Annotated in this window: 11 protein-coding genes; 5 read left to right on the forward strand and 6 right to left on the reverse strand. The window is 70.3% G+C overall.

Features of this window, described 5'->3' with window-relative positions:
- Window position 1: 1 nt before the first annotated feature.
- Window positions 2-1510 carry a tripartite tricarboxylate transporter permease gene (locus tag ACFQ7F_RS33695; RefSeq protein ID WP_383278909.1) on the forward strand — a complete coding sequence of 503 codons (1509 nt, stop codon included), beginning with the start codon at window positions 2-4 and terminating at the stop codon, window positions 1508-1510.
- On the forward strand, window positions 1507-1962 hold the full coding sequence (locus ACFQ7F_RS33700) for a GNAT family N-acetyltransferase (protein WP_383278912.1): 456 nt from the start codon (window positions 1507-1509) through the stop codon (window positions 1960-1962). Before ACFQ7F_RS33695 ends, ACFQ7F_RS33700 begins: the two co-directional genes overlap by 4 nt.
- 45 nt (window positions 1963-2007) lie before the next feature.
- Here ACFQ7F_RS33700 and ACFQ7F_RS33705 read toward each other — a convergent pair whose 3' ends face one another.
- Window positions 2008-2148 carry a hypothetical protein gene (locus ACFQ7F_RS33705; protein ID WP_383278915.1) on the reverse strand — a complete coding sequence of 47 codons (141 nt, stop codon included), beginning with the start codon at window positions 2146-2148 and terminating at the stop codon, window positions 2008-2010.
- A gap of 108 nt (window positions 2149-2256) precedes the next feature.
- On the opposite strand from ACFQ7F_RS33705, the gene ACFQ7F_RS33710 reads away from it, so the two are divergent.
- The gene (locus ACFQ7F_RS33710) at window positions 2257-3381 is read left to right on the forward strand and encodes a methyltransferase domain-containing protein (RefSeq protein ID WP_383278918.1); all 1125 of its coding nucleotides are present in this window, start codon (window positions 2257-2259) and stop codon (window positions 3379-3381) included.
- A 62-nt stretch (window positions 3382-3443) separates the two neighbouring features.
- Here ACFQ7F_RS33710 and ACFQ7F_RS33715 read toward each other — a convergent pair whose 3' ends face one another.
- Together ACFQ7F_RS33715 and ACFQ7F_RS33720 are read right to left on the reverse strand one after the other, a co-directional pair.
- Window positions 3444-3947: a DUF402 domain-containing protein gene (locus ACFQ7F_RS33715; protein ID WP_383278921.1), complete on the reverse strand. Its 504-nt coding sequence runs from the start codon at window positions 3945-3947 to the stop codon at window positions 3444-3446.
- Window positions 3928-4857 (reverse strand): GNAT family N-acetyltransferase, encoded by a 930-nt coding sequence (locus ACFQ7F_RS33720; RefSeq protein ID WP_383278923.1) that lies wholly within the window; start codon window positions 4855-4857, stop codon window positions 3928-3930. Before ACFQ7F_RS33720 ends, ACFQ7F_RS33715 begins: the two co-directional genes overlap by 20 nt.
- A gap of 70 nt (window positions 4858-4927) precedes the next feature.
- Here ACFQ7F_RS33720 and ACFQ7F_RS33725 point away from each other — a divergent pair, with 70 nt between their 5' ends.
- On the forward strand, window positions 4928-5335 hold the full coding sequence (locus ACFQ7F_RS33725) for a GntR family transcriptional regulator (RefSeq protein WP_383278926.1): 408 nt from the start codon (window positions 4928-4930) through the stop codon (window positions 5333-5335).
- A 121-nt stretch (window positions 5336-5456) separates the two neighbouring features.
- Here ACFQ7F_RS33725 and ACFQ7F_RS33730 read toward each other — a convergent pair whose 3' ends face one another.
- Complete coding sequence (locus ACFQ7F_RS33730) at window positions 5457-6551, reverse strand: DUF5925 domain-containing protein (protein ID WP_383278929.1); 1095 nt, start codon at window positions 6549-6551, stop codon at window positions 5457-5459.
- Window positions 6552-6734: 183 nt separating this feature from the next.
- Here ACFQ7F_RS33730 and ACFQ7F_RS33735 point away from each other — a divergent pair, with 183 nt between their 5' ends.
- A complete protein-coding gene (locus ACFQ7F_RS33735) occupies window positions 6735-8159 on the forward strand; it encodes a xylan 1,4-beta-xylosidase (RefSeq protein WP_383278932.1) in 1425 nt (474 codons plus the stop codon).
- Between the two features lie 66 nt (window positions 8160-8225).
- Here the strand turns inward: ACFQ7F_RS33735 and ACFQ7F_RS33740 are convergent, their stop codons facing one another.
- Both ACFQ7F_RS33740 and ACFQ7F_RS33745 read right to left on the reverse strand, forming a co-directional pair.
- Window positions 8226-12116 (reverse strand): lipopolysaccharide biosynthesis protein, encoded by a 3891-nt coding sequence (locus ACFQ7F_RS33740; RefSeq protein ID WP_383278935.1) that lies wholly within the window; start codon window positions 12114-12116, stop codon window positions 8226-8228.
- A gap of 37 nt (window positions 12117-12153) precedes the next feature.
- The coding region (locus ACFQ7F_RS33745; RefSeq protein WP_383278938.1) for a polysaccharide deacetylase family protein at window positions 12154-12844 on the reverse strand (691 nt) is incomplete at its 5' end.

Below are 12844 nucleotides of genomic sequence, written 5' to 3' on the forward strand. Positions count from 1 at the left end.
CATGGACGCCTTCAACTCCCTGATGGACGGCTTCGGCACGGCCCTCACCCCCATGAACCTGCTCTGGGCCGCCGTCGGCGTGCTCCTGGGCACCGCGATCGGCGTACTGCCCGGCATCGGCCCCGCGATGGCGGTGGCGCTGCTGCTCCCCGTGACGTACGGCCTTGAGCCGACCGGCGCGTTCATCATGTTCGCGGGCATCTACTACGGGGCGATGTTCGGCGGCTCGACGACCTCGATCCTCCTGAACACCCCGGGTGAGAGCGCCGCGGTGGTGGCGGCGATGGAGGGCAACCCGATGGCCAAGGCGGGGCGCGGCGCACAAGCGCTCGCCGCCGCGGCCATCGGCCACTTCGCGGGCGGCATCATCGGCACGACCCTCCTGGTGGCGCTCGCGCCGACGGTCGCCGAGCTCGCGGTCGACATCGGGGCACCCGACTACTTCGCCATCATGGTGCTCGCGTTCATCGCGGTGACGTCCGTCCTCGGCTCCTCGCGCGTACGAGGGCTCGCCTCGCTCCTCATCGGTCTCACCATCGGCCTGGTCGGCCTCGACCAGATGACCGGACAGCAGCGCCTGACCTTCGGCTCGCTCCAACTCGCCGACGGCATCGACGTGGTGATCGTCGCGGTGGGCCTCTTCGCGATCGGCGAAGCCCTGTGGGTCGCGGCCCATCTGCGGCGCACGAGCGGCGAGGCGATCCCGGTCGGCCGCCCCTGGCTGGGCAAGACCGACCTGAAGCGCACCTGGAAGTCCTGGCTGCGCGGCCCGCTCATCGGCTTCCCGTTCGGCGCGATCCCCGCGGGCGGCGCGGAGATCCCCACCTTCCTCTCGTACGTCACCGAGAAGCGCCTGTCCAAGCACAAGGACGAGTGGGGCAAGGGCGCGATCGAGGGAGTGGCGGGCCCGGAGTCCGCGTCGTCCGCGTCGGCCGCGGGCACCCTGGTCTCCATGCTGACCCTGGGCCTGCCCACGACGGCGGTGGCAGCGGTGATGCTGGCCGCCTTCCAGCAGTACGGGATCCAGCCGGGACCGCTCCTCTTCGAGCGCGAACCGGACCTGGTGTGGGGCCTGATCGCGTCCCTCTTCGTGGGCATGGTCCTGCTCCTGGCCCTGAACCTGCCCCTTGCCCCGGTCTGGGCGAAGCTCCTTCGCATCCCGAGGCCCTACCTCTACGCGGGAATTCTCTTCTTCGCGGCGGTCGGCGCGTACGCCGTGGGCGGTGAGTCCCTCGACCTGGTGATCCTGCTGATCATCGGCCTGATCGGCTTCGGCATGCGCCGCTACGGACTGCCCGTCCTGCCGGCCGTCATCGGCGTCATCCTCGGCCCGAACGCCGAGCAACAGCTGCGCCGCGCCCTGCAGATCAGCGACGGCAGCGTCAGGGGTCTGGTCGACACGCCCTTCTCGATCACGGTGTACGTCATCATCGCGCTGATCGTCATCTGGCCGCTCCTGAAGAAACTGCTGGTGCGGGGCAGGAGCACTGACGTAGACGTAAAGGCATGACCCAGGACACGACCGACGCCATCCGCCCCGCCACCGCCGCCGACGTCCCCGCCGTGAAGGCGGTGACGGACGCGGCGTACCACCCCTACATCGAGCGCATCGGTGTCGTGCCCGTCCCCATGGAGGCGGACCACGCGGCGGACGTGGCGGCGGGGCGGGTGTATGTCACCGGGGACCCGGTGGTGGGTGTCCTGGTCCTCGTCCCGCACGAGGACCACCTGTTCCTGGACAGCATCGCGGTGCACCCCGAGGCGGCGGGCCACGGTGTGGGCCGCCGCCTGCTCGCCTTCGTCGACGTCCGGGCGCGTGAGCTTGGACTGGCCGAGGTCCGGCTCTACACGAACGCGATGATGTGGGAGAACCAGAGGCTCTACCCGCGGTACGGCTACGAGATGGTGGAGCGCAGGGTGGACGGCCCCTACGACCGCTACCACTACAAGAAGAGCCTCTAGCGATTGCTGTCCTGTGGGCGTCTCGTGCCCCGCGGGTGCCGGCGCTCACCCATCGGGCCACCAGGTCCGCTGGATGTCCTTGCGGACCTCGGGGCGTTCACGGGTCCGGTCCTCGGCTTCGTGCTTCTCCCGGACCTGACGATTGGTGGGCTTGGCGACGGTCTTGTGCACGGTCACACGGCGCATGGCTGCCTCCCTGTACTACCGATGTCCAAGGTGGGACGTCTGTAGACCTCTGCGGGGAGGGTTTCTCATCCGAGTCGGATTGTCAGTGGCAGGTGTCACGCTCGGGACATGACGATCGACTGGGACATCGAGGCGGCCACTTTCGACGACGAGCCGGACCACGGGCTGCGGGACACGGTGGTGCGGGACGCGTGGGCGCGGCGTCTGCGGGACTGGTTGCCGGAGGCCACGGGCGACGTGCTTGACCTGGGCTGCGGCACCGGAAGCCTCTCCTTGCTTGCGGCCGAGCGGGGGCACCGCGTCACGGCGGTGGACCTGTCCCCGAACATGGTGGAACTGGCCCGCGAGAAGCTCTCGGGGCATGAGGCGGAAGTGCTGGTCGGCGACGCGTGGGAGCCTCCGGTGGAGGGGCGCCGATTCGACGTGATTCTGGCCCGGCACGTGCTGTGGATGGTGCCGGACCCGGAAGCGGTGCTGCGGCACTGGTGCGGGCTGCTGCGGCCGGGAGGACGCCTGATCCTCGTCGAGGGCGTGTGGGGCGTGACGAACCCCGCCGGCCTCCCCATGGACCGCCTGATCAGCGCGCTGACGCCCACGGCCGCCCGGCTCCACTCGGAGCGCCTGTCGGGCGACGAGCGGCTGTGGGGCAGGAGGGTGGAGGACGAGCGCTACGCGGTGGTGGCGATCCTCCCCGCGCCCCTCCCCACACCCCTCACCGCACCTCGCCGCCACAAGGAGGTGGTGGACGTCCACCTCATCCTCCGCCGCGGCGACGAGGTCCTCCTCGCCCGCCGCGCCAACACCGGTTACGGGGACGGCTTGTTCAACGTCCCCTCCGGCCACGTCGAACCCGGCGAGGACGTCCGCACGGCCGTGATCCGCGAGGCCCGCGAGGAAATCGGCCTGACCCTCACCCCCGACGAAGTGAGCGCCGAACTGGTCCTCCAGCACCGGGGCCCGGGCGAGGAACCCCGCATCGGCTGGTTCTTCGAAGCGACGTACGGCACGGGCGGCGAGCCCTTCAACGCGGAGCCCCACAAGTGCGACGAACTGAGCTGGCACAGCGCGTCCACGCTGCCGGACGACATGGTGGCGTACTGCAGAGCGGCACTCGAGGCGTGGCACGCGGGGGAGCGGTTCGCCCTGCACTGGCAGGAGGAGGGCGATGCGGTGAGGTATGAGGAGGGTGGGGGCGAGCGGACGGTTGTTCTTGCGCCGCGGGCCGGCGGTTGAGCTCTTCCCCGGCCGAAAGACCGACCGGCCGGGTCGGAAGTACCCGACCCGGCCGGGATCGCTCAGAGAGACGGGGAAAGAGGAGCTCCGGCGCGGGCCAGGTGTTCCAGGGTGTCCAAGGCGGACAGGGCCTCGGAGGCCGCATCGGGGTCGCGGGCGGCCAGGCCGCTCTCGGTGAACTCGTCCTCGTCCAGGCGGAGGATTGTTTTGCCGTCCGCTGAGCACCACAGGTCGAGGTCCAGGTCCTCCACCGTGAGTGTGGCGCCGTCCCGTATCGCGGGGCGGGTCACGTCGCAGTACCAGCCCTTCAGGACGCCCGTCGACGTGCGGACCTCCTTCACGGCGTACCAGCGGTCACGCCAGTAGTGCTCCGTGAAGACGTCGCCCGGCTCGAAGCGTACGAAGCCGAAGTCCCGTACCCCGGCGGCCGCCCACGGTGCGCGGACCGTCACCACGGTGCCGTCGTCCGCGACGACCTCCGCCGGGTAGCGGATCTTCGTGCGGCCCGCCTTCATCAAGATGACGTCCACCTTGTCGGCCGACGTCTCAGCCGAGGCTGCGGACATGGCGTACCTCCGTTGCGCAGATTTCGTAGCCGAACCATTTGTTGATCGCCAGCATCGGCTCGTTCCCGGCGTCGTTGCCGGTGAATGCCTCGGTGTATCCCGCGGCACGCGCACGGTGCAGGGAGTCGTTCTTGGCGAGCTTGGCAAGCCCGCGCCCGCGGAACGCGCGTGCGGTGCCGGTCATGCCGCTCGCGTAGCGCGACGCGTCGTCCGTACGGGCCAGGGTGAAGGCGGCAGGGCGGCCGTCCACCACTGCCACCGAGGTCAGTTCGCGGTTCACCAAGGGGTGGTTCCACGTCTCGGCGAGCCAGTGCTCGTAGTCCGTGAACTCCGTGGCCACATCGCTCGGTTCGTCCGCGACGGTCTCCGCGTCCAGGTCGAAGAGGGCGCGCGGTTCGTCCCCGAACGACGCACCCGTACGCAACTCCACCCCGGCCGAAGGCTCTTGGCGGGGCGGCAGCGGGCCCTCGGCCAGGTCGAGGCGGAGGAAGTGGGCCGAGCGGCTCGCGCGGTAGCCCCGCCCGGCCGCGAAGGCGAGGTTCGCGGGCTCGTCGAGTACCCAGGAGAAGACCGTGGTGGCTCCCTCGTCCGCCAGGTACTCCTCCGCCGTCCGCAGGATCAGCGAGCCCGCGCCGAGCCCCCGCCGCCGAGGGAGTACGTAGACGTTGGCGAAGCCCTGGCCCGGGGCGGGGCTGTCGTAGGCGATGCCCACCTGCGCAGTGCCGACGATCTCTCCGTCGGCCTCGGCGACCAACTGGCGGTAGCGGGAGCCGGGATGGGCGTGCGCCAGGTCGAACAGGACCGAATCGGCGGTGGCGAGCATGGCGGGTACGCAGGCGCGGCGGACCACGGCGAAGGCCTCGGCGCCGGCTGTGTCGCCGGGTCGCAGGGCTCGGACTAGGACGGTCATGGAGCCGCACGCTACGCGCGGGGCGCGCCGGGATGCCTCTTATTTTCCGGGGGTGCGGGACAATCTCCGCGTGACTTTGAAGATCGAGATCGAGATCGACGGTAGTGCCGGGGGCGGCGCCGGTGCGGGTGGCGTGCCGCCCTATGAGCAGGTGCGGGCCCAGATCGCCGAGCAGGCGCGGGGCGGGGCGCTGCCGGTGGGGTACAAGTTGCCGACCGTGCGGGGGCTCGCCCAGGAGCTGGGGCTTGCCGCCAATACGGTGGCCAAGGCGTATCGGGCCCTTGAGGCGGACGGGGTGATCGAGACGCGGGGGCGTCATGGGACGTTCGTGGCCGCGGCCGGTGACGCGGCGGCGCGGGAGGCGTCGGCTGCCGCCCAGGCTTTTGCTGAGCGGGCTCAGCGGCTCGGTCTTTCCGAGACCGCCGCGCTGGCCGCTGCGCGGGATGCGTTGCGCGCGGCTTACGGGGACTCGGGGTGACTCTTGCCCCGGGGCGGGGCTGTCCGTGCCCCTCGCTGTAACCGCACATGATGCGGGGCGAACGGGTGGGTGGGCGGGAGGAGGTCGCCGCGAAGCGGCGGCTGGTCAGTCCGCTGCCGGGCTACAGATAGAGCCCGGCGTCCGCCCCCTCCCGGGGGTCCGGGACCGACGTAGGGGACGTGCCGCGCCGCAGCGCGTACAGCTCCGCCAATGTCGCTCCCTCGCGAGAAACCCCCTCGTCCGTGCCGAGCCAGTCGATCGACTCGGCACGGGTGAGGCTGCCGACCTCGATGCGGGCGAGGCACCGTCCCGGCCGGACCACCGCCGGGTGGAGCCGCTCAAGGTCCTCGTTCGTCGTCACGCCGACCAGGACGTTGCGGCCCTGCCCGAGCAGCCCGTCCGTCAGGTTCAGCAACCGCGACAACGCCTGCCCGGCGGTGTGCTTCGCCTCACCGCGGATCAGCTCGTCGCAGTCCTCCAGAAGCAGCAGCCGCCAGCGGCCCTTCGCCGTGCCGTCGTCCTCGCCGATCGCGATGTCCATCAAGTAGCCGACGTCGCTGAAAAGACGCTCCGGGTCCAGGACGCAGTCCACCTGGCACCAGTCGCGCCAGGACCGCGCGAGCGTCCGCAGCGCCGACGTCTTGCCCGTGCCCGGCGGGCCGTGCAGGAGCAGGAGGCGGCCCGAGATGTCCTCGGGGCCCGTCTTCATCAGGGAGTCCATGGCATCGGCGACCGGCGCGGTGTAGTTCTGCCGCACCTCCTCCCACGTACCGGCTGCGATCTGCCGCGTGGTGCGGTGCGGGCCGCGCCTCGGAGACACGTACCAGAACCCCATGGTCACGTTGTCCGGCTGGGGTTCGGGCTCGTCCTGCGCGCCGTCCGTCGCCTGCTTCAGGACCTTCTCCGCGAGGTCGGCGGTCGTCGCCGTCACCGTGACGTCCGCGCCGCGGTTCCAGCGGGAGATCAGGAGCGTCCAGCCGTCGCCCTCGGCAAGCGTCGCGCTGCGGTCGTCGTCGCGGGCCGCGCGCAGCACCGTGGCGCCCGGTGGAAGCAGCGTGGATCCTGACTTGACGCGGTCGATGTTGGAGCTGTGCGAGAAGGGCTGCTCGCCGGTGGCGAAGCGGCCCAGGAAGAGGGCGTCCACGACATCCGACGGAGAGTCGCTGTCGTCGACGTTGAGCCGGATCGGCAGGGTGTCCTGAGGGTTCGCAGACATGCCGCCATGATCCGGCACGTAAGTGCCCTTGTGCATCCTGGTTTACGTACTCCGCTGTACTCCGTTCAGGTGGGGGCAGGTGCGGGCAGCTGTGAGCGGGCGCAGAACGATCCGAGGGACTGTGGCAAACCTGTGGTACGGAACCTGTGCCACCGCCAACTGGCCCCGTTACGATTGCCCCTGATGGGACGTCATGAGTGGAATTCGGGGGCAAAGCGGTGGCGAATCGCCGCGCTGCTCGGCGTTGCTGTGGCCGCACTGGCCCTGATCCTGACCGTCATCACCACACTCCCCGGGGGCGGCACGGGTACCGAGGGCACCACGCGCGACGGTGACAAGGTGCACGGCACTCCCGCTGTCCCGCCCGATGAGGCAAAACCGGCCGTCGGATGGGGCTTCACCCACACCCAGTACAGCGCGGACGAGGGCGAGGACGACGCCACGCAGCGCGCCGAGACGATGCTCGCGGGCCTGCCGAGCCCGCTGCCGCAGAACCAGCACATCATGGGCTGGGGCGCGGGCAATCCCGAGCCGGTCAAGGGGCGTTACGACTTCGACGAGATGGACAAGCGGATGGACTTCATCCGCGCCACCGACGGCACGCCGGTCGTCACCCTGTGCTGCTCCCCGGACTGGATGAAGGGCGGCAAGCCCGGTTCGGGCAGCACCAATTGGAGCCAGGAGTCCCTGGAGACCGCCCCGGACCGCGCCCACTTCAAGGACTTCGCCAAGCTCGCGGCGACCGTCGCCAAACGCTATCCGGACGTCCGGCACTTCATCGTCTGGAACGAGTTCAAGGGCTTCTGGAACAGCGAGAAGGGCCGCTGGGACTACGAGGGTTACACCGAGCTGTACAACCTGGTCTACAAGGAGCTCAAGAAGGTCAACAAGGACATCATGGTCGGCGGCCCCTACCTCGTCATGGACAGCGTCGACCCGCGCCAGACCGAGGAGGCCTCGACGGAGGTCAAGGGTGCCTGGGGCCGCATGGACCAGCGGGTCCTCGACGCCTTCGACTACTGGAGCAAGAACAAGGCGGGCGCGGACTTCGTGGTCGTGGACGGCTCCAGCTACACCGTCGACGACGAGATGCTCCCCGACGAGTTCAAGGCCACCGACAAGCTCACGGCGGTCGGCAAGTGGGTGCGGGAGCGCACCGGCGACCTGCCGCTCTGGTGGGCCGAGTACTACGTGGAACCGGGCGACAACAACGACGACCGCGACGGCTGGTCCGAGCCGCACCGCGTCGCCGTGCAGGCCGCCGGTCTGATGGCGATGGCGCGCGGCGGCGCGAGCAGCGGCTTCTACTGGAACCCGCAGAACAGGGGCAAGGACTGCGCGGGCTGTCTGTGGCGTTCCACCGAGCTATCCGACGGTGGCACGGAGTTGCCGATGCTGAAGATGCTCTCCCGGTTCAACGACGCGTTCCCGCCCGGCACGGAGTACGAGAAGGTCTCCGTCGCCCCCGACGACGTACCGAACGTGCGTGTCCTCGCGACCGAGAAGACGGTGCTCGTCGTGAACACCCTCGACCGCTCGATCGACGCGAAGGTCGACGGGAAGCGGTTCACGATGAAGGGGTATGGGGTGAAGTGGCTGAAGCGGTGATCCGCCGCAGCCATCCGCACTCCATCCGCCGCAGCCACCCGCACCCCGTACCCACCGGGGGGAGCGTCATGCCATCGTCAGGAACCGCTGGATCAGCGAAGCGAGCAGTACGGCGAGCAGCGGCAGCGAGAACCAGAAGCTGCTCTGCAGCCAGCGCAGCTGCCGCACGCTCGGCTCCACCGCCACCCGCACGACCTCGCGGGTGGTGAGCAGCAGCACCAGGGCGATCGCCGCGAGCGCGCCGATCACCGACCAGGGAGTCCAGGTGATCTGTGGGCCGATCGGGCCCGGGGCGGCCTTCTCGACCTCGCCGTTCGGCTGCTTGCGCAGCGTGTAGAGGGTCGCGTCGTCGTTCGTGAGGACCTTCTTCAGCTCCTGGCGGTTGTCGAGATGCGTGATCAGCCGGGAATCCCAGGTCTCCGGATAGCCCACGTCCATCTGGAGATAGACCGTCTGGCTCTTGTTGATCATCAGATACGAGTTGGGCCCCGCGTCCTTGAGCGCCTTCACCAGACTGGAGACCAGGACAGGGTCGGCCGGTGCGAGGGTCGGGACGTACTGGACCTTCTCCATGTCACGCGTGCCCCACGGCATCGCGGGCGTCACGTTGTTGACCGTGTCGTCGCTCATCCACAGCAGCCGCACCGTCGGATCGTCGTGCGCGTACACGTAATCCATCGCGGCGACCTCGCCGACCCGGGTCCGCTCGAAGGGTTCGTTGCCCCAGCGCGCGACCAGGAAGCCGCCCATCAGGACGAGCCCCGCCATCAGCGCGGCAAGGGGCGCGAGGCTCACCCGGTCGCGGTCCCGTTCCTTCGCGGTGATGCCGGCGCGCGGGAACAGCGCGAGACCGGCCAGGAGCGCGGCGCCCGGCAGCGCGAACATGAAGACGCGGAGCGCCATTTCGCCGCCGTACGACTGCATGCCGAAGCCCAGGAACGGCACGAAGGTCAGGACGAGCAGCGAGCGCTCCGTGTACTTGTGGTCACGCCGTCGCCACCAGCCCCAGCAGGCGAGGGCCATGACGCCGCCGGCAAGGGCCACGCGTGCGTAGAGCACGAGTTGATGGGTCGAACTGCCGCCCTCGATACGCCCGGACACCGACGACGTCACATTGCCGCCGACGCCGCCGATCCCGCCGAACAGTTCGTCGAAGTGCCCCGACCAGTAGGGCTCCGCGAGGAAGCCGAGCCAGACGGCGACGAAGACGGCGAAGAGGATCGGCAGGCCGCGCAGCTCCGAGCGGCCCACCAGGACGAGCGCGGCAAGGACGCCGAGCATCACGAACGGCGTGAGCTGATGGGCCGGGACCGTCGCAGCGAAGAGGGCGATCAGGACCACGAGCAGCACCGCGCGCTGGCGGCGGTCGGCGGGTTCGACGTCGAGCTCGCCGGGGCGGCGCTTGGCCCACAGGACGTGCGGCGCGCGGAACCACACGAGGAGCACCGCGACGAACACCAGATAGAGCAGGTACGTGAAGCCCTGCGGGGAGAAGTAGTCCTGGCCGACCCAGCCGCTCAGGGCGAAGATCCACAGGCCGGTCCACTTGGCGCGCCAGCCCGCCCGCATGGAGCGCATGAGCAGCAGCATCGGTGCCAGGTAGAGCAGTTGCATGGCCAGTGGCCACCAGCGGATGACCTCGGTCATGTCCGAGACGCCGCACGCCTTCGCGACGAACGTGGCCGCCGCGAAGAACCCGGGCCAGCTCCAGCGCGCGTCCAGGTCGGGCACCGCGGAGCCGGTCCTGTCGATGTACTCCATGAAGCCGAGGTGCTGCCAGGCCGTCGCGAACCGCGGCTCGTCCTCGAGGACGGCGGGCAGCGCGTGCAGGCACACCACCGTGGCGATCAGCGTCGCCAGGAGCAGGGCCTGATGCGGCCGTTCCAGCCAGAGCAGCGAGGCGAAGACGACGACGAGCAGCGCGGCCCCGAGCAGGGTCGGCGTGGGCAGGACGGAGATGAGCCCGAGACCGCCCATCGCGTCCAGGTCCGCCTCGGTGAAGCCCACGACGGGCAGCCAGTAGAGGGCGAGCGCGAAGGCGAGGAACAGCGCCATGAAGAGGGCGCGGCGGCGGGGGAGCGGTTCGGGGGTGACGACGGGCTCGGGCGGAGCCTGCGGCACGTGTGCGTCGGTGCCCGGCTCCTCGGCGGGCTCCGTGACGGCGGAGGAGACGGAGGGTGGAATCGGCGGAGACGGTTCCGGTTCCCGTGGCTTGGGCGGAGTTCTCAGCGCCCAGGTCGGCCGGTGCTCCATGTCGTCCCCCTCGTCCCCCGCGCCCGCGGGCGTCCCGGAAGCGGTCTGCCCAGACGCGGGCTTCCCGGGAGCGGGCTTCTCAGGAGCGGGTTTCCCGGACGCGGGCTTCCCGGAGAACGCGCCCCTCCCGAAAGCCGGTGTCCGTGTCCCGGACGCGGGCGTCCCCGGCCCCGGACGCATGTCGGGCCTGCGCTCCGGATGCTCGAAGTCCATCTGCACGGCCAGCTGCAGCGTGTCCGAGTCCAGTGTCTCGCGCAGCGCCCAGGCGGGCCCGCGCCGTTCCCTCTCCTGCCCCGGCACCTTGTCGGCGGGAGGGGGCGGCGCCTCGGATGTCCCCAGGTCGGCGAGATCGCCGTCCGGTGCCGCGTCGGCCGGTGCGGAGGAGGGAGCCCCCCGCGCCACCCGGTACAGCTTCGGCGCGGCGATCGCCACGATCACCGCGAGACTGGAGATCTCCGCGACGCCCGCCCCCGTCAGACCCATGCGCGGCAGCAGAAGAAGTGTCAGGCCGAGCACCAGGAAGCACAGCAGACCCTGCATCCAGGCGATCCCGGACGTACGGCTCTGTGCGCGCTGCACCGCGAAGTACGTCTCCATGACGACCCGCAGCGCCGCGCCCACCGCGAACCAGCGAAGGAGCGGCGTCGCCGCGTCCGCGTACCCCTGGCCGAAGACCCGGAGGATGAAAGGTGCCCCGATGAAGAGCAGACCGCACACCGGCAGCATGATGCGCGCCATGCGGCGCAGCGCGGCCCGGGTGTTCGCGGCGAGCCGCGCCGGGTCGTGCGCGCCCTCGACGGTCAGCGACGCACCCATGTTGATGGCGAGCAGATTGACCGTGCCGCCGATCGTGGTGGTGATGTAGAAGTACGCGTTGTCGACCGAGCTGACCTGTGAGGCGACGATCACCGGTACGAGATAGACGACGGCGAGCGAGAAGAGCGAGCCGGTGTAGTCGCCGGCCAGGAAGCGGCCCATCTCGCGCAGCGTCGGCGGCTGCGTCTTGTCCTGGGTCGCCGCCACGTGCCGTGGCACGAGCCGCCGGAACACCAGCCAGCCGAGCGGCAGGACCGACAGGGCGATCGCGGCGACCCACGACACGAACACGCCCGCTGTCGGGATCGCCGCGGCCACCGCGATGAGCAGCCCCAGCTTGACGACGGAGAAGATGGTGTTGCCGACCGGTACCCACAGCGCGCTGCGCAGCCCCGTGAGCACCCCGTCCTGCAGGGTGAGCAGCGACCAGGCGACGACCGCGGCGATGAAGCCGAGGCCGTTCAGCGGGCCGTGCAGGAATCTGTACGAGGGGCCCCACAGGTCGAGCGTGAGCAGGAAGATCAGTGCGGCGAACGCCACGACCAGTGAACTGGCCGCGTAGGTACGGAAGATGAGCTTGCCCGTGGCGCGTCCCGCGACGGGGATGAAGCGGGCGAGTGCCCCCATCAGGGTGAGGGCGGTGAGTCCCGCCAGGAACTTCATGGCGGCGATCGCCGCCGAGCCCTGGCCGACCGCCGACTCGGAGTAGTACCGAGCGGCGGCCAGCCAGAAGCCGAGGCCGAGCACGCCGGAGATGCCGGTGTTCAGCATCAGCGCGTAGGCGTTGCGGAACAGCGGGCTCCCGCCGCCGGAGCCGCCGCCCCTTCCGGGCAGGCGAATTCTGCGCGGCCTGCCCGGCTTGTCGGACGGCGGCTGCTGTTCGGTCATGGGAGACCCAGAGACGTCTGCCTGGGCGGTCGACGTGTCAGACACGGGTACGGGTTGCCTTCCGGCGGGCCTGTCGTGCTCTGCGGACCACGGCGTACCCCTTGGTGAGGGCACAGTCCCTTGCGAAATTGCGGGTGATCGCACGGCCCTCGACGAGCCGCTCGAACTCCTCGATGCCGGTGGAGCGGCGCACGGTCACCCGCCGCAGGGCGTACGGCCCCTGGGTGCGCCGCGCCAGGCCGTTGTTGACCGCGAGCGCCTGGGCGAATCCGGCGCCGCGCACCGTGCGGCGCACCCGGCGGCTGGAGTAGCCGTAGGGATAGGCGAAGGAGGCAGGACGGGTGCCCAGTTCGTCGGTGAGGATCTCCTTGCAGCGCAGCAGCTCGAACCAGAGGTCGTCGTCGTCCAGCTGGTCGAGCTGCGGGTGCGTGTGGCTGTGCCCGCCGATCTCTGTTCCCGCCGCGGCCAGTTCGCGCACCTGATCCCAGTCGAGCATCAGGTCGAGACCGCCCCCGGTGTCATGCGCCCCGCGCAGCCAGCCCGTGGAGACGAACAGCGTCGACGCGAAGTCGTGCTCGGCGAGCACGGGCAGCGCGTGCCGGTGCACGCCTTCGTAGCCGTCGTCGAAGGTGATCAGGACGGGCCTCTTCGGCAGCGACCGGCCGGGAGCGCGCCAGCTCGCGGCCAGCGCGGCCGTGGTGATCGGCGTGAACCCGCGTTCGCCGAGC

The sequence above is a fragment of the Streptomyces sp. NPDC056486 genome, assembly GCF_042795295.1.
Taxonomy (GTDB): Bacteria; Actinomycetota; Actinomycetes; order Streptomycetales; family Streptomycetaceae; genus Streptomyces.